At 45.5% G+C, this 18,247-nt stretch carries 16 protein-coding genes; all 16 read left to right on the top strand.

Annotation, left to right across the window (positions count from 1 at the left end):
* The first annotated feature begins 20 nt into the window (after positions 1–20).
* The 16 genes from P4361_RS21745 (at position 21) to P4361_RS21820 (ending at position 18,180) form a co-directional block, all read left to right on the top strand.
* Positions 21–596 (top strand): nucleotidyltransferase family protein, encoded by a 576-nt coding sequence (locus tag P4361_RS21745; protein ID WP_328091016.1) that lies wholly within the window; start codon positions 21–23, stop codon positions 594–596.
* On the top strand, positions 597–3,026 hold the full coding sequence (locus P4361_RS21750) for a xanthine dehydrogenase family protein molybdopterin-binding subunit (protein WP_328090977.1): 2,430 nt from the start codon (positions 597–599) through the stop codon (positions 3,024–3,026).
* Positions 3,026–3,481: an SRPBCC family protein gene (locus P4361_RS21755; protein ID WP_091005838.1), complete on the top strand. Its 456-nt coding sequence runs from the start codon at positions 3,026–3,028 to the stop codon at positions 3,479–3,481. The genes P4361_RS21750 and P4361_RS21755 overlap by 1 nt, the downstream gene beginning before the upstream one ends.
* Positions 3,482–3,501: 20 nt before the next feature.
* Complete coding sequence (locus tag P4361_RS21760) at positions 3,502–4,371, top strand: xanthine dehydrogenase family protein subunit M (protein ID WP_328090978.1); 870 nt, start codon at positions 3,502–3,504, stop codon at positions 4,369–4,371.
* Positions 4,372–4,376: 5 nt separating this feature from the next.
* Entirely contained in the window at positions 4,377–4,868 is a 492-nt protein-coding gene (locus P4361_RS21765) for a (2Fe-2S)-binding protein (protein ID WP_053354198.1), read from the top strand.
* Between the two features lie 4 nt (positions 4,869–4,872).
* Entirely contained in the window at positions 4,873–6,426 is a 1,554-nt protein-coding gene (locus tag P4361_RS21770; protein ID WP_053354197.1) for a class I adenylate-forming enzyme family protein, read from the top strand.
* A gap of 28 nt (positions 6,427–6,454) precedes the next feature.
* Complete coding sequence (locus P4361_RS21775; RefSeq protein ID WP_328090979.1) at positions 6,455–7,243, top strand: enoyl-CoA hydratase/isomerase family protein; 789 nt, start codon at positions 6,455–6,457, stop codon at positions 7,241–7,243.
* Between the two features lie 144 nt (positions 7,244–7,387).
* Positions 7,388–8,725, top strand: a complete 1,338-nt coding sequence (locus tag P4361_RS21780) for an MFS transporter (protein WP_328090980.1) — start codon at positions 7,388–7,390, stop codon at positions 8,723–8,725.
* Between the two features lie 58 nt (positions 8,726–8,783).
* Positions 8,784–10,271 (top strand): aldehyde dehydrogenase family protein, encoded by a 1,488-nt coding sequence (locus P4361_RS21785; protein ID WP_328090981.1) that lies wholly within the window; start codon positions 8,784–8,786, stop codon positions 10,269–10,271.
* Positions 10,268–11,446 carry an iron-containing alcohol dehydrogenase gene (locus P4361_RS21790; RefSeq protein WP_328090983.1) on the top strand — a complete coding sequence of 393 codons (1,179 nt, stop codon included), beginning with the start codon at positions 10,268–10,270 and terminating at the stop codon, positions 11,444–11,446. The genes P4361_RS21785 and P4361_RS21790 overlap by 4 nt, the downstream gene beginning before the upstream one ends.
* 31 nt (positions 11,447–11,477) lie before the next feature.
* Complete coding sequence (locus tag P4361_RS21795) at positions 11,478–12,308, top strand: R2-like ligand-binding oxidase (protein ID WP_053354192.1); 831 nt, start codon at positions 11,478–11,480, stop codon at positions 12,306–12,308.
* Positions 12,309–12,327: 19 nt separating this feature from the next.
* On the top strand, positions 12,328–13,752 hold the full coding sequence (locus P4361_RS21800) for a sodium:solute symporter family protein (RefSeq protein WP_256227004.1): 1,425 nt from the start codon (positions 12,328–12,330) through the stop codon (positions 13,750–13,752).
* 20 nt (positions 13,753–13,772) lie between these two features.
* Positions 13,773–15,191 carry a UbiD family decarboxylase gene (locus P4361_RS21805; protein ID WP_328090984.1) on the top strand — a complete coding sequence of 473 codons (1,419 nt, stop codon included), beginning with the start codon at positions 13,773–13,775 and terminating at the stop codon, positions 15,189–15,191.
* Between the two features lie 207 nt (positions 15,192–15,398).
* Positions 15,399–15,857 (top strand): DinB family protein, encoded by a 459-nt coding sequence (locus tag P4361_RS21810; protein ID WP_328090985.1) that lies wholly within the window; start codon positions 15,399–15,401, stop codon positions 15,855–15,857.
* A 77-nt stretch (positions 15,858–15,934) separates the two neighbouring features.
* The gene (locus P4361_RS21815) at positions 15,935–16,792 is read left to right on the top strand and encodes a DMT family transporter (RefSeq protein ID WP_256226987.1); all 858 of its coding nucleotides are present in this window, start codon (positions 15,935–15,937) and stop codon (positions 16,790–16,792) included.
* A 338-nt stretch (positions 16,793–17,130) separates the two neighbouring features.
* Positions 17,131–18,180: a fatty acid desaturase gene (locus P4361_RS21820; protein ID WP_328090987.1), complete on the top strand. Its 1,050-nt coding sequence runs from the start codon at positions 17,131–17,133 to the stop codon at positions 18,178–18,180.
* Positions 18,181–18,247: the final 67 nt, after the last annotated feature.

Raw genomic sequence — 18,247 nt, forward strand, 5'->3', positions numbered from 1 at the left:
AGGAGACTTGGGCCATCATACTGGGAGCCGGCAAGTCTGAGCGTATGGGCACACCTAAAATGATGCTCCGCTATCAGGAAAAAACACTCATACGCCATGTGATCGATGCAGCACTCGACTCAGATGTAGATGATGTTGTGGTCGTTATTAACCCTGAAGTGGAAGGTTTGCTTGCCGAGGCTACGGTGGCGGGAGTGAATAAGATTTTTTTGAATAACCACTCAAACAAAGGATTATCATCTTCCGTAAAATCAGGGCTTTATGTTTTGCCTGCTGAGGTGGAAGCTGCCATTTTTCTCCTAGGGGATCAGCCTTTGATATCTTCACGAGAGATCAATCTTCTGCTGGAAGATTTCCATGCTGACCACGAACATTTTATTTATCAATCATCTTATATAGGGAAAAGAGGACATCCTGTCTTGTTTCACCGGAGGATGTTTAACAGGCTGCTAGAAATAAAAGGTGACAAAGGCGGCCGAGATTTAGTGAAGAAAAATACCGATCAAGTAAAGGTTATTGAAATGGGGAAAAACTATCCGTTCGATATTGATACAATTGCCGATTACAAAAAGCTTTTAAGAAAGGAGGTCTCTTAAATGAACAAGGTTATTGGTAAAGCGATAACCAGGGTAGAAGACATGAGACTTTTAACCGGACAGGGCAAATATATAGATGACATCGGTACACCGGCCCAGACGTTTCAGGCCGCCATTCTAAGAAGCTCAAGTCCGCATGCGAAAATTGTCTCGATTGATACGACAGAGGCTGAAAGAATAGCCGGAGTAAAGGCGGTAATTACCGGAGAACAGGTGAAGGAGTATCTCGAACCATTTAGTGTAGGTGTCAGTGCTCCAGTTCATTACTATCCTATTGCCATCGACAAAGTCAGATATGTAGGAGAGCCTGTAGCGGTTGTGATTGCAAAAAGCCGTTACTTAGCGGAGGATGCGATGGAGCTCATTAAAGTGAAGTATGAATCCCTTCCGCCTGTCGTTGATATCGAAGGATCACTTGAGAAGGATGCACCGGTGCTTCATGAAAACGTGGGATCCAATATAGCCAATCACCGGACGTTTCATTACGGAAAAGTGGACCAGGCTTTTGAAGAAGCGGATACCATCATTAAACATAAATATCTTTTTCCTAAATATACCGCTACACCTGTGGAAACATACGGTATTATCGCTCATTATGAATCAAGTGAAAATCAATATACAGTTCACGCCAATTTTCACGGACCTTTTGTAATCCAGGCCATTATGGCTCAAGCGCTGAAAATTCCAAGCAATAAGCTAAGAATCATTGTTCCAAAGGATATTGGCGGAAGCTACGGAATAAAAGCGGGAACATTTCCATATATGGTTCTTCTGTCTGTAGCGAGCCGAATTGCCGGTTGTCCGGTAAAGTGGATTGAAGATCGGCAGGAGCATTTGTCGGCAAGCTCCAGCGGGACGGACAGGGTCACCTATATTGAAGCGGCGGTAAAGAATAACGGAAAGGTTACCGGCTTACGCATGAAGATGATTGACAATGTCGGTGCCTACATCCGGGCTCCGGAACCCGCCTGTTTGTATCGTACTCATGCCAATTCAACCGGTGCCTATGATATTCCGAATCTTCATATTGATGCGTACGCGATCATGACCAACAAGCTTCCCACAGGATTAATCAGAGGCTATGGAGGCCAGGAGCTGTATTTTCCTCTAGAGCGAATCATGCAGAAGGTTGCATTCGAGCTGAACTTGGATCCGGCGGATGTGATCCGCAGGAATCTTATCCAAAAGGATCAGTTTCCTTACAAGACAGCTTCGGGCGGCCTGTACGACAGCGGCGATTATATCAAAGGGTTCGAGCTTGCACTTGAGACCGGAAAATATGGGGAATTCCGCAAAAAACAGGAGGAAGCAAGAAAGAACGGAAAAATTTTCGGTGTCGGCCTTGCCTGTATCGTCGAGCCGTCGGGTTCCAACATGGGATATATCACGGTTGCCCTAACTCCTGAAGAAAGAGCAAAATCCCTGCCCAAATCAGGTTGTTCGGAGGCTGCTACTGTTTCAATGGATCCGATGGGAAGCGTTAATGTGAGGATCAGCACGACTCCGTCCGGGCAGGGGCATGAAACCGTTGCAGCACAAATTGTTTCAGAGGTTTTAAGCATCCCAACGGATAAAATCAAGGTTGTCGCGGAGCTGGATACATCCACAAGCGCATGGTCTATTGCATCCGGAAGCTATTCCAGCCGCTTTGCCTCATTAGGATCCAGTGCCGTCTTTTATGCGGCACACAAGGTGAAGGAAAAGTTGATCAAGATTGCTTCTCACCAGCTGAATGTAAATCCTGATGAACTCGAACTAAGGGATGGTGCTTATTATGTAAAGGCAGATCCTGCAAAAAAATATGCATTGAAGAGGGCTGCAGGATCCGCGCACTGGAATCCGTTATCCCTTCCGGAGGGAATGGAGCCGGGAATCTATGAAACTTACTATTATTCTGTAAAAGCGGCAGAGCCTCCTGATGAAAATGACCTCATCAACTCTTCGGTGACCTATGGATTTGTCGCCGATCTGGTAACGGTCGAGATTGACCCCGAGACAGGGGAGGTAAACATTCTGGACTATATAACAATCCATGATGCCGGAAAACTGCTCAATCCGCTCATCGTGGATGGACAGATATTTGGCGGACTCGCGCATGGCTTGGGTGGAGCGCTCTTTGAAGAGCTCGTGTATGACAATAAGGGGCAGCTGCTTACCGGTTCATTCATGGACTATTTGTGCCCGACCGCTCCTGAAATTCCAAATGTCACGATCAAGCATATTGAAACGCCATCACCTATGACTCCGCTTGGTGCAAAAGGACTTGGAGAAGGTAACACAATGAGCGCTCCAGTTGCTGTCGCCAATGCGGTAAGTGATGCCCTTTCTCCGTATAATGTGGCGATTGATACCCTGCCGCTCAGTCCAAATCGAATATGGAATCTGCTGAATCAAGCGAAAAAAAACAAACATAAAGAGGTGACCATCTGATGGAAGGCAAAGGAAAGCTAGTTTTAGATGCAGGAGTGGAAAGAGCTTATGAAGTGCTGCTCGATCCCAACGTTCTTGAAAAATGTATTATGGGCTGCAAAAAACTCGTCCTGGTGGAGGACAACAAATATGAGGCCGAGCTGTCCATTGGGATCGCGGCCATAAAAGGAAACTACTCCTCTACGATCGAAATCCTCGATTTAGAGGAGCCTAACCATTACAAGCTCGCTGTAAAGGGAGAAGGATCACCGGGAACTGTAGAAGCGGTCGGAATTGTAGACCTGACCCCGGAAAGTGAAAGCTCCACTCTATTAAACTACTCATACGAAGCTGAAGTAGGCGGAAAGGTAGCGATGGTAGGACAGCGGATGCTAGGTGGAGTAGCCAAGCTGGTCATACAGGACTTTTTCAAAAAACTGGGCAAGGAATTAAAACGTATTGAACAAACCGCCTAAAGAAAGGGGCCGTGCTGATTATGAAACCCGCAAAATTTGATTACTACCGGCCTAAAGATGTCTCAGAAGCCCTTTCTCTGCTGGAATCCAGCGGTTTTGACGGCAAGATTATTGCGGGGGGACAGAGTCTCGTTCCCATCATGAACATGAGACTCGCCACCCCTGAGTGTTTAATCGACATTAATGGCTTGCATGATTTAAATTTTATCGATAGCGATGATCATACATTAAAAATCGGGACGATGACACGGCAGAGTACGGTGGAAACCTCTGAACTCGTGAAAAAGAAATGCGGATTGGTAACGGAAGCTGTTGCCCATATTGGCCACCTTCAAACGAGAAACCGGGGAACGATTGGTGGGAGCATCGTTCATGCAGACCCTAGTGCTGAGCTTCCCCTTGTTTTGATGGCGCTCAATGGAACACTTCACATTTCTTCAGAAGAAGAAACGAGAAGCGTGAATGCGGAGGACTTCTTTCTTACGTTTCTAACGACAGACATGATGCCAAATGAAATGCTGACCGAAATTCATCTGCCCATATGGAAGGGACGAGTCGGCTCTTCCTTTCAGGAAGTCGCGAGGCGCCATGGTGATTTTGCGCTCGTAGCAGCCGCCTGTCAGCTTGAGCTTGACGCTCATGACAGAATTTCAGATATACGGCTTGCGCTCGGCGGGGTAGAGGCTATTCCGCTCTTAATCGAGGATGCAAAAGAACTTCTTGCTGGTGAAAAGGTTACAGACCAAGCTGTGCAAAAAGTCGCCGAGCTTGTGGCCAAGAGTGTAGAGCCCGAGTCCGATCTGCATGCCTCGGCAGCATACCGTACACAATTAGCCAAGGTTTTGACGACACGAGTTTTATATCAAGCATACGAGAGAGCAAAGGGGTGAGCAGCATGTCCTTAACCGAAGTAAATGTAACGATCAACGGCAAGTCGTATTCAGAGTGGGTTGAACCAAGAATGCTGTTGAGTGATTTCATACGTGAATCGTGCGGACTAACTGGAACCCATGTAGGCTGCGAGCACGGTGTTTGCGGGGCCTGTACGGTCAGCTTGGACGGGTCGGCGGTAAGGTCGTGCTTAATCTTTGCGGTGCAGGCGGATAACCGCGAAATTAAAACGGTCGAAGGTCTAGCCAGCAGTGGAGAAATGACAACGCTTCAAAAAAATTTCGTGGAATGCCATGGTCTGCAATGTGGTTTTTGCACCGCTGGCATCTTAATGTCCATCACTGATTTTTTGGAAAAGAACCCGCAGCCTTCGGTTAAAGAAATCAAAGAAACCCTGTCAGGACATCTGTGCCGATGCACAGGCTATGACGGAATTGTGAAGGCTGTAGAGAAAACGGTTCAAGACAACAATAAAGAAGTCTTGCAAAGGAGTTGAATCCATGAATCTCGGAACGTTACTGGAATTCGCAGTAGAGCGCTTCCCGAACAAGGATGCTGTCGTTCAGCAAGATCAGCGTTTATCCTATGCGAGGCTGAACAGCCAGGTTGATAAGCTGGCCGCCTCCCTTCAGCGCATCGGAATAAAACAACAGGATCGTGTCATGGTTTTGTTAAAAAACCGGAGCGAAAATGTCATTCTCTATTGGGCGCTGCAAAAATTGGGTGCCATTTATACACCGATAAACTTCAGGCTTTCAGCAAAGGAAGTAGAGTATTGCTTTAACGATGCGGAAGCAACTGTGATTGTCTATGAGGATGCGAGCCAGGCGGCGGTGTTAAAAGCAAGGTTCAATGAGAGGCCTGTCTATATTGGGCTCGAGGGTGTACAAGGAGCAGATATCTACTTTTCTGAACTGATTGAACGGAGCCCTGAAACGTATGACAGACCAGACATACTGGATGAAGATATCGCCTTAATGCTCTATACTTCGGGGACCACAGGAAAACCAAAGGGGGTTCCAAGAAGTCATAAAAATGAGTATGCGGCCGCCCTTGCCCATATCATCCAAAATCATTATATAGAAGGGGAGAGCACACTCGGAACAATGCCTCTCTACCACACCATGGGAATGAGATCGCTGCTTTCAATTACATTTTTAAACGGAAAGCTTGTCATACTTCCTGATTTTGACGCTAAGGATGCGCTGGAATTGCTCTCTAAGGAAGCTGTTTCTTGTTTGTATCTTGTGCCTACTCTGTACCATGACATATTAAAGCATCCGAAATTTAGCGATTATGATCTGTCGGCCCTTAAAAAAATAGGATATGCCGGGGCCTCCATGACCTCATCCCTTACAGAGAAATGTATTGAGCGGCTGAAGCCTGAGGTGTTCGTCAATCATTATGGAAGTACTGAGGTGTACACCTTTACCATCAATTCAAATGTCTTCGAAAAGCCATGTTGTGCAGGCAAACCAGGGTTTCATCAAAACATCAGGCTGGTTAGAGCAGACCCTGACGGACATTCAACCTGCGAAGAGATCGTAGGAAAAGATGAAATCGGTGAGATCATTGTCAATTTGCAATCAGTTGAAGCGTTCAAGGGATATTGGAACCGGCCTGATGCGACCCAAAAAGCGATTCGTGACGGCTGGTATTTTACAGGAGATCTTGGTGTGCTGGATGAAGACGGCGATCTGCATGTCGTCGGCAGAGTGGACGACATGATAATCTCAGGCGGCGAAAACATCCACCCTCTGGAAGTCGAAGACGTCATCTCCGAGCATGAGAATGTAATCGAAGTCGCCATCGTCGGAGAAGAAGACGACAGATGGGGACAGATTGTATCAGCGTTCGTCGTTCCCGCCAGCCATACTGTCTCGATTCAAGAGCTGGACGAGTTCTGCAAAAACCATCCGCAGCTCTCCAACTACAAAAGGCCGCGAAAGTATGTATTTGTTAAGGAAATTCCGAAAAGTCCTGTCGGAAAAGTGTTGAGGCGGAAATTGCGGGATGGGGAATTTGAATTGTTCAAAACAGAAAAAGTAGTTTAATTTCTTAAAATCGAAAGGGGAAATCAATATGACAACAACTACTCAATATGATCACATCCGTGTAGAAAAGAACAGGGAAACACAAACAGCGACCATTTTATTCGACCGACCGGAAAAAATGAATTACATCAGTATGCTCGCCAGGAAACAATTTGCTGAGATCTTTGAAGAATTGAACGATGACGAAGGCGTACGTGTCATCATTGTAAAGGGTGAAGGCGACAAGTGTTTTAGTGCTGGCGGAAGTATTCCTCAGTTCATGGAAACTCATCCTGAAGAATTGTCCCGTTTAAGAGTGAACGTTGCCGCACCAGAGCGTTCCCCGAAGCCTGTCATCGCACAGCTTCAAGGATATACATTTGGGGTAGGCTTTGAGATTGCCATGGCATGTGATTTCAGAATCGCTGCTGACGACACCCTCCTCGGGTTGCCGGAAATGAATTTGGGCATGATTCCCGGAAGCGGAGGGACGCAGCGTGTGGCACGGGCAGTAGGCCTTACAAGAGCAAAGGATATGATCATGAGAGCAAGAAGGATACCTGCTGAAGAGGCGTACCAATGGGGATTGATTACTAAGGTTGTGGCGAAAGAGGAGCTTGACAATGAAGTGAATCAACTGGCGGCTGAGCTCGTACGGTTTTCACCACTTGCTCAGCGTGTTTGTAAGGAAGTATTGAATGCTGCTGAGGAAGGCCCGTTAAGCACCGGATTAGAGATTGAGGGAAGAGCGTATGGCATGCTGAGATGCACCGAAGACTTCAAAGAAGGTGTTGATGCATTTGTTGAAAAAAGAAAACCGAACTTTACCGGGAAGTAAGTGGAACAGAGTAATCCTGTGCAAACCAGGATTACTCTTCTCCTAAATATACTTCTATAAGTTTAAAAGACTGAAAATTCAGTCTTCATTTCATTCATCCAAGCTAAGTCATGCCAAAAAAACTTTAGTATTGGAGGAAATAACATGTCAAGTGCAATACCTTCTGAGATTGTTCAAAAAACGGAAGCACCAAAAGTGAGTAACAGGCAAATGGTTTCTGCAACAGCTGCTTCATTATTAGGATGGTCCTTTGATTTATATGATCTCTTCATTCTCCTTTATGTTACACCAACCATAGGTAAGCTATTTTTTCCTACAACTAATCCCACACTGTCCCTGGCTGCGGTATATGCTTCTTTTGCCGTCACACTGCTTATGAGACCACTCGGATCCGCCATATTCGGATCGTATGCCGACAAGCATGGCAGAAAGAATGCCATGACAGTGGCGATCGTCGGGGTTGGTATTAGTACTGCTATTTTTGGATTACTGCCAACGGTCCCGCAAATCGGCTTTTTCGCTGCCTTCCTGTTTTTACTGCTGCGGCTCGTCCAGGGAATCTTTGTCGGTGGGGTAGTCGCCTCCACCCATACCATTGGAACCGAAACGGCACCTCCTAAATGGAGAGGATTAATGTCAGGTCTTATTGGCGGAGGAGGCGCTGGGCTAGGCGCACTATTTGCTTCCATCGTTTTTACAGTCGTTTCAGCCCTGTTTCCCGGTGAAGCCTTTGATAGCTGGGGCTGGAGAGTCATGTTCTTTACAGGTATTTTAGGAGCCATTGCTGGCCTTTTTGTGTTTAGGACGCTGGAGGAATCCCCGTTATGGGCTGAAATGAAAACGAAAAAAAACTCAAAACAAAAAATTGTCCAACAAAAACCGGTTAAATCGCTGTTTACGACATACTCCCGTGTACTTCTGGTGAATTTAATGATCGTTATCGGAGGCGGATCGGGTTATTACCTGACTGCCGGATTTATTCCAACCTTCCTTAATGTCGTAAATAAAGTATCCTCTTCGACGCTGTCCGGCGTTCTTATTGCGGCCAGTATAGCTACCATTATATCTGCACTCATTGCCGGACATCTGAGTGAAATCTTTGGCAGAAAAAAGGTATTCCTTGTCATCGGCGTATTGAACGTTATCGGATTACCTTATTTTTATCTATCACTGGCTGATGCTGCGTCTCTTTCATCCATCTATTTTTATGTCATATGTCTTGTACTATTAGGCAATGCGGCGTATGCACCTGTCCTGATTTTTTTAAACGAGCGCTTTCCGACCTCCATCCGGTCAACCGGCACAGGCCTTTCATGGAATATGGGCTTTGCTGTCGGTGGAATGATGCCTACTTTTGTTACTTTGACGAGTGGATCCATTGAAAACATTCCCCATACATTGATGTATTTTACGATCGTGATATATCTGATTTACATTATTGGAAGCGTTATCATCCCAGAAACGAGAGGCAGACTGCAATAGCGCAACATCAGAGTTTTACACCCGTTTGATCTGAATAGAAAGAAGGGAGACTTTATCGATGTCAACTATCGTCCATAAAAAGATACCCACTTATTATAATTTTGCAGGCGGCGAGTGGACAGAAGCGACTTCTAAGGAGCTGATAGAATCGTTTAATCCGGCGACCGGAGAACTGGTCAGCTATTCGCAAAAATCGAATATTCAGGATGTATCCCAGATTATAGAGTCAGTACAGCATTCATTCCTGACAAGTGATTGGTCAATGAATCCTAAGCGCCGTTATGAAGCGTTGCATTCGTTGGCCGAAATAATGACAGAAAAACTGGAGCACCTTGCTCTCATCCTCACGATGGATCAGGGAAAGACCATTCGCGAGTCGCGGATCGAGCTGTCAGGCTGTATTGATACACTGAAGTACTTTGCAGGAGCCGCACGTTCTGTATTTGGCCGTTCCATGCAGCTTGAACCCAATAATTTTGGTGTCGTTGTAAAAGAGCCGGTTGGCGTGGTGGGAATCATATCACCTTGGAACTGGCCCGCGTTGCTTATGATTCGTGAACTCGCACCTGCTCTTGCTGCCGGTAATGGAGTTCTCGTCAAGCCAGCAAGCCTTACTCCTTCAATATCCGTAGAGATCTTTAAGCTCATTGCTGAAATTCCTCATTTTCCAAAAGGGATCGTTAGCATCGTGACTGGTCCAGGAAAGTCCATTGGAGCAGCCATGGCAGCCAGTGACAAGATCGACATGATCAGCTTTACGGGGGACACCTCTACTGGCAAGTCCATCATAGAAATGGGAGCAGGAAATGTCAAAAAAGTAGCACTCGAACTTGGCGGGAAATCTCCGAACGTCGTCTTTGAGGATGCAAATCTTGATAAAGCTGTTCCGGTCATCGGCCGTTCCATTTTTATTTCCGCAGGCCAAATCTGCATGGCCGGTTCCAGGGTGGTCATTCATGAATCCATTAAAGACGAAGTGGTCAAACGTCTAAAAGAATATGCCGAACAGCTGCGGGTGGAAAACGGGCTTCTGGAAACGGCTGATATGGGGCCGTTGGTCTCACAAAGCCAATTGGATCTTGTTGAAGAGTATTGTGAAATCGGCCGGAAAGAAGGAAGAATCATTACTGGCGGCTACCGAATGGCAGGCGAAACATATGATCAGGGCTTTTATTTCGCTCCTACCATCATTGATGGGCTCATGGCCGGCAGCCGCGTGGTCAAAGAAGAAATTTTCGGGCCTGTTCTCGCTGTTCAGACATTCTCAACGGAAAAAGAAGCGCTTCACATTGCGAATGACAGTGATTTTGGTTTGTCCGCCGGTGTATGGACATCGGATCTCAACCGAGCGGTACGGCTGTCCAAAGGGATCAAAGCGGGAACCGTCTGGATCAATACGTACAACAAAAACTTTCCTGAAACAGAATTTGGGGGTTACAAGCAGAGCGGTTTAGGAAGAACAAGGGGAGTGGATGGCCTGATGGAATATTGCGAGACGAAGCATGTGCATATTGAAATGGACCCTCGTGAGGGGGCTCCTCTATGAACATGAGTTCTATAGTAAAACAGACAGGGCAGGACTTCTCCTTTCATTTGCCTACGCGGATAGAGTTCGGGTATGGAAAATCCTCCCTCCTTGCGGAGAACCTCGTAAATCTTGGTGTGAACAGGGTTTTTATCGTCAGTGATAAAGGGGTGGAATCCGCCGGATTATTGAGCGGAATCATTTCATCGCTGCAAGATTCAAAGATTGTCAGCGAGCTCTATCTAGAGGTAGAGCCTGATCCGAGTCTTGAAACGATTGATCGTGGAGCCGAGTATTTTCTATCGGGGCACTATGATTGTCTCGTTGCAGTAGGAGGCGGAAGTGTCATAGACACTGCAAAAGGGATTAGGATTGTAGCAAGCCAGGGCGGCAGCATCCGCGATTATGCAGGAGTCGATAAGATCGTAAGCTCCTCAGCTATTCCGCTGCTTACGATACCAACCACATCCGGGACAGGGAGTGAGGTGACTATCTTCGGTGTTTACTCAGACTGGAAGAACAATGTGAAAGTGACCGTCACCAGCCAGCATATGGCTCCGACTCTTACTATAGTTGATCCTGAACTGACCATGGGGTTACCAGAAAATATGACCGCAGCCTCCGGAATTGATGCTCTGGCCCATGGAATCGAAACCTACTTTTCCTTACGGTCGTGCCCTGCATCCGATGCACTGGCCACTGAAGCGATTACCACTGTCGGTTCACACCTTAGACAGGCTGTTGTGGACGGAAAAGATAAGGAAGCACGAATTGGAATGTCGAAAGGAAGCTTACTGGCAGGGATGGCGTTTAACAACGGCTTCCTTGGGCTCGCCCACGCCATTGGAAGTGCTCTTTCCGGTCATTGCCATGTTCCTCACGGAATAGCCATCGGCTTGCTCCTCCCCCGCGTCGTTGAGTTCAATGCTCAAGTGTGCCCACTTAAAGCTGCTAAGATTGCGCAGTTGTTGGGGGTTGAGGGAGAAGACGAAACACAGTTGGCCGGTCAGGCGGCTAAAGCAGTGGCTTTCCTGGTGCGGGAAATTGGACTGCCTACCAGGTTGAAGGAATTGAACGTCCCTGAGGACAGGCTCGCTGCAATTGCAAGTGACTCTTTTCAAAGCGGGATGATGAGGTTTAATCCCCGGCAGCCAGCAGAGGCTGACGTTCTGGATCTGTTAAAGCGGGTTTACTAGAATTCACAAACAAAACGGAGGCGGTTTTTTAATGAGCGATGATTTGATTCTTAGTTTGGAAAAAAGTACAGACGAGGTAGCCTGGAATTTATACCGGAAGGCGATAAGGTTTGGAACGTGGGATCCTGCTGAGATCGATTTAACCCATGACAGAGATGATTTTGAAGCACTTGATCAAGACCTGAAAGATTACCTCATTCACTTTTGCACCGGATTTCTTGATGCAGAAGAGAATGTTGCCTTAAAATTTTGTCCCTGGATCATGCTTGGGGCATCCACCCAGCAACAAGCCTTCCTCAGTACTCAGTTGTTGGAGGAATTCAAGCATACCGAATTTTTCCTTCGGTACTTTGAAGAGGTACTCGGCATCAAACGTTTACATGGAGTGCAAAATCTCGTTCAGCAAAAGCTGGATGAGCGGGGAAAAATGATGCTCAATGCACTGGAAGGCAGTATAGAGGAACGCGAAGCTGCCCTCGTTGAAGGATTGACTCACTACCAGGGAATCATTGAAGGTGTACAAGCCATGGCGGGGTACGATGTATTTGAGGATGTTTATGGAAGTAAAGGACTCCTCCCCGGGTTGAAAGAAGGCTTCAAACGTATAAAAGAGGATGAAGGCCGCCACGTCGGCTTTGGGCTTCGCATGTTAAAGCTGCTCGCAAGAAATGAAAAGCACGCCAATAGAATACGAGAGATTTATAGTGAATATCTTCCCTACATTTTGATTCGCTACGATCAGCCGGTAGTGGTTGGCGGACGCGAGGTTCCAACCCCGGTGGAGGTGAACGGCCGGCAGCGGGTGACGAAGCTTTTTGAAAGGCGCCTGAAGGACATATTCGGAGTGCGATCCGTGAGTTAAATAAGGAGGGAATTGCTTGGTGACAGCCCGTGCCATAATCATAGGAATGGTCATTTTGTATGTGCTAGCCACTGCTTTTCTTGGACTATATACGAAGAAATTCTCAAAAAGCTCGGACAAATACATGACAGGAGGAAAAGCTTTCGGCCCTTTTATTATCGGGGTCTTGATGATGTCTGAATTCATAGGCACCGGCTCTACGATCGGCACCGCGCAAACCGCTTTTTCTAGAGGAATCTCGGCTTCCTGGAACTTAATCACACTCGCGTTTGCTTTCGCTTTGTTTGCCTACACACTGGCAAAAAAGTTCCATGAGCGTGGAGAGTATACCATTTCTGGGGCTATATCGAAAACTTACGGAAATGGTGCGAGAACGATTACCTCAGTCATTATGATTTATGCCCTAAGCGTGGTAAACGTATCAATGTACGCGGGAGGGGCGGCGACCTTATCTGCGATTATTCACGTCCCCCATGCGATGGCAGCAATTGTGGTGGGGGTAGTCACAGTTGTTTACGTTACCTTGGGCGGAATGTTTGCGGTTGCTTATACCAACCTTATTCATGCGTTTTTTAAATATTTGGGATTAATTCTGGCAGTCTCGTTTGGTTTAACTGCAGCAGGCGGTTTTTCAGGTCTGTCGCTGCAGCTAAAGCCAGCGATGTTTGACTGGACAGGCATTTCATGGCCAACCATTATTGCATGGACCATCGCCAACATTGGCTCTATTTTTTCTACTCAATACATCATTCAGGCGGTTTGCTCGACCAATGATGATGCCAACGCAAAAAAAGCAAGTATTTACGCAGGGGTGTTCGTAATTCCTGTAGGAATCATGGCCGCTCTCATTGGGATGACAGCCTCTATATTGTTTCCGAATATCGTTTCTTCCGAGGCTTTTCCGATGTTGACTACCCTTATGAATCCTTTCCTTGCGGGTCTTGTGATCTCCGGATTAATCGCCGCGGTTTTTGGAACAGTGGCCGCCTCAACAATTGGAGCAGCTGCCCTATTGTTAAAAGACTTTTATACTCCGCTCTTTAATAAAGAAGGATCAGACAATAAATCACTCAGGTTTTCAAGAGTGGCGACCATTGTGATGGGTCTTTTACCTATTCCGTTCGCCATTTTTACCCCGGAAATACTAAACACAATCTTTTTTGCCAGGGCACTCCGTACAACCATCGCCGTTATCGTGGTTTTGATGTTTTATTTTCCCCGTTTCAGCAGCGGAATAGGGGCTGCCCTAGGAATGATATTCGCTGTAATTACAACAACATTTTGGTTTCTTGCAGGAAACCCGTTCGGTATCGATAACATTTATATCGCTGCTGTTGCACCTCTTATCGTAATGGGAATCGATCATTTTTGGCGAAAAAACAAAACAGTGGTTCATGAGGAACGTTCAAATGAAAATAACGGCCACCAATACAAGGTGCAATAGAGATAAGGGGGAAAGGTGTAATGAAGGCAAGAACATTTCGTACATGGCTAGCTCACCTTGAATCGAAAGGGAGGCTGGTGGCCATCGATAAAAAAGTGAGTCTGGAGTATGAGATCGCTGCTGTCGCAAAGAAACTGGACGGCAAAAAAGCGGTATATTTTTCAAATGTTGAGAACTATGGGATGCCTGTCGTTTCGGGGATATGTTCTACAAGAGATGACTTTGCTGAAGCATTGGAAACAGACCAATATGGAATCATTCCAAAATTCACTGAAGCGGTAACTTCACCAAAAGCATGCAGAAAAGTGAGCAACCAAGATGCCCCGGTAAAGGAAAATATCATCACCGAGAACATTGATTTGCTTAAGACCTTTCCCATTCCCGTCCACCATGAGATGGATTCTGGAAATTACATTACCGCAGGCCTGTTCATTACCCGTGATCCTGTGACTCGAAAGCAAAATGTATCCATTCATCGCCTGCAGATTTCTGGAAAGGATAAACTGGGAGTACTTTTGCTGCCGAGGCACACCTTTCATTTGTACAAACAGGCAGAGGAGGAAGGAAGGGCGCTCGAATGTGCCATAGTTGTAGGAGTGGATCCTGTGACACTTCTTGCTTCACAGGCGAGTACCCCATTCGGGATAGATGAGCTGGAAATCGCCAGTGCTCTGCGATCAGAACCACTTGAGACCGTTCGTTGTGAAACAGTGGACATTGATGTGCCTGCCTATGCGGAGATCGTTTTAGAAGGTAAAATCCTCCCGCATATTCGGGAGCAGGAAGGACCGTTTGGGGAGTTCCCTAAATATTACGGCCCGCGGAGTGACAAGGAAATTGTTCAGCTAACCGCCGTATCCCACCGAAAAGACCCGATCTTTTATACGATTATCCCGGCTGGATACGAGCATCTTCTGCTCGGGGGCATTCCACGTGAGGCTAGCCTCATTCAAAGTGTCCGCCAGACTGTGCCTTCTGCCGTTGCGGTTCACATGAGTCCAGGCGGGACATGCCGTTATCATGCGGTCGTATCCATAAAAAAGCGAAACAAAGGTGAAGCTAAGAATGCCATCCTCGCTGCCTTCGCAAACAGTTTTGATATAAAGCACGTGGTTGTCGTCGATGAAGAGGTAGATATATTTAACATGGAGGAAGTAGAATGGGCAATTGCTACGCGTTTCCAGGTGGACAAGGATTTAGTGGTAGTAGAGGGGGCGCAAGGCTCAAAACTCGATCCGTCCACAAATGACGGGTTCGGATCGAAAACGGGATTTGACTGTACAGTTCCACTTAACAGTGAACCGATGCGTTATAAACGAATTTCCATTCCGGGATACGCAAATATGGACATCCAGGAGTACCTAAACGAAACATCATCAGGGGTAAACCCAGAGCATCTTGAGTATGGCAACAAGAGGAATGATTCCTTGACCAGCTGATCAATGACAGCTGGTCTTTTGTCTCTACCGTTACGTTTATAAGTCAACGGGAAGAGGAATGGGTGCATCAAAAGCAGACCATCCGTCTGCTTTTTTATTTGGATCTTTCTGTCGGTTTTTTCTTTTGACGATAACAAATCGCAAAAAACTGCCCATTTCTGGAGTATAATTGACTTGAGACCATAACAAGTACTGGGGAGTGATTGGATGGTTTTAGATTTAATTGGAGAGCCGGGAATGGAACCTGTAGTTGGAATGCTCTACTCAATGGTAGACGGAAATTACAAACGGTTAAAAACAAGTGTTGCAGGTATGTCACAAGAGGAATTAGATTATAAAGGTCCGAACCAAAAATATAACAGTACCGCGCAGTTAGTAAGGCACTTAGTATACGTGGACCTCAAATGGATATTTAGAATCAAGGGTGAGGCGGTGCCGAGGGAACTTGAAGAGAAATTTGGGCCTAGTTTTGATAAAAACGACCAATTGCCGCAGCTGAAAGGGATTTCTCTGGATGTGCTCATGACTGATTATGATCATGTTGTACAGATGATTAAATCAATGTGTTATCAGTTAACAGACAAACAGTTACATCAAACCGTTGAATATGAAAATGGCTATAAAACCACAATCCAAAAGGGGTATTTGGCATATCGCAGACCATAACAGATATCATCAGGCACATATTAATCAACTGCGTAAATGGTTTAGCCAAAAATCAGAGACAAGAGAGGATCAACATCATGAAAAAAGGGATTTTACTATTGGTGGCGGCAACCTTTCTTTGGGCAGGTAATTACATATGCGGCCGGTATTTAGCACCGGCCTTGCCAGCAACTTTATTAAACACTATCCGTTGGGCTATTTCAACGGGGCTCCTGTGGGGATTACTGATGCTTAACAAAAAACCACTCCCGATCATTTCTAAGTGGAGAGAATTTGTAATACAAGGGTTTCTTGGCATATTCGCCTTTTCTACATTAAACTATTTAGGTCTTAAATCGATTAGCGCATCACAAGCAGGGATGATATCAGCAGGTATACCAATTACCATTTTATTATTCACTCCTTTTTTTCTTAAAGAAAAGATCAAAACAAAAGCATGGATTGGTGCAGCAATCTCAATCTTTGGCGTGATTCTCTTGGTTGAGGGAAGACAAGCAAACTCTTCTCAAGGTTCAATTGTTGGACAAATTGAAATTCTCTTATCATGCTTGGCTTGGGGAATGTATACAGTACTTGGTAAGAAATATGGCAAAAAGATAGATCCCCTTACCATGACCGCTGGAGCCGCTTTCTATGGGACGATTTTTAGTGCGATAAGCTGTATTGGAACGGTACATCCAAATATGATACATATGACGAGAAATGCATGGATTTGTATTTTCTATGTGAGTACATTTGCTTCAGTTATTGCGTATTTTTCGTGGAATACCGGAGTGAAAATTGTAGGAGCAGGGCGTGCAGCTCCATATATTAACCTTCTCCCAGTTTGGACTGTTTTGTTAGGCGTTCTATTGTTGCAAGAACATATATCTGGAATCACCCTTTTAGGCGGAATAGTTACAATTCTTGGAGCTGTGCTAGCAAGTTTAAAATAGTATAAAAATACCCGGAAGAGGACGACCAGGAGTGGGGGGACGACAGCCATCATTTTTGATCGTCCTCTTTGTGTTTAATCATATTAATAATAGGATAGTGGTTGGGCTATGAATAAGGCGATTGGAAAGATGCTTGGATCAAGAAATATTAAAATTCACCCGTTGTTTTTACCCGTCGTTGGATTTATTACCATTATGGCAGGTTTTCAAGGCTCCTCATCAACAAAGAGAATCCGTATACATGACATTTATCATACTTTGGACATGACACGTATGTCTTAAAAGACCAGACTCCCATCTTTATACTTGAATTGAACCAATGGGAGGGAAACATACTAATGACGAAACAAAAAAATGTTAACTTACGAAAACAAGTTGCCCCATATGAAAAACCGAATACGAAAAATAGTGTAGCACAGCTCATCAATACGCTTGTTCCATTTTTTCTATTGTGGTACCTGGCTTACGAAAGCCTGTCTATTTCCTATTTCATCACTTTGCCATTAACGATTATTGGAGCGGGATTTTTGACGCGGATCTTTATTATTTTTCACGATTGCTGCCACCATTCATTCTTTAGAAATCGAAAAGCCAATAAAATAGTGGGAACGATTACAGGAATCCTTACGTTATTCCCGTACCACCAATGGCAGCATGAACATAACATCCATCACGCTACAAGCAGTAACTTAAATAAACGCGGTACAGGTGACATTTGGATCCTGACGGTAGATGAGTTTTTAGCTGCATCTTTTTGGACGCGCATCGCTTATCGATTGTACCGCAATCCGATCGTGATGTTTGGTCTTGGCCCGATTTACGTGTTTCTGATTACGAACCGTTTTAACCGAAAAGGAGCAAGATCGAAAGAACGCAAGAATTTATATATAACGAATCTTTCTATCGCTGCATTGGCCGCATTGCTTTGCTGGACCATCGGCTGGGAAGCATTCTTGCTTGTTCAAGGCCCTATTTTCTTCGTATCAGGTGTTGCTGGCATTTGGCTGTTCTATGTACAGCATCAGTTTGAAGACTCTTATTTTGAAAAAGACGAAGATTGGGATTACGTGAAAGCCGCTATGGATGGGAGCTCTTACTACAAACTTCCGAAAGTCCTGCAATGGCTGACAGGCAATATTGGATTTCATCATATTCATCATTTAAGCCCAAGGGTGCCAAATTATCACTTGGAAGATGTTCATAGTATTGATTCAACTTTTCAAAATGTACAAACGATCACGCTTGCTTCAAGTCTTCGTTCCCTAGGATTCCGTCTTTGGGATGAGGAGAGCAGAACGTTTGTCAGCTTTAATAACATTAAAAAGATAAAAGCAAACAAGAATAATACAAGAACGGCCCATTTAAAATCAAGCTTGAGCGGCCGATAACAAATAAAGTCCTGAAAGCAGGTGTAAAACCCTTGTTTTCAGGACTCTATTCTGTCTTCAAAAGTAA

Source organism: Fictibacillus sp. B-59209 (assembly GCF_036216745.1).
Classification (GTDB): Bacteria; Bacillota; Bacilli; order Bacillales; family Fictibacillaceae; genus Fictibacillus_C; species Fictibacillus_C marinisediminis.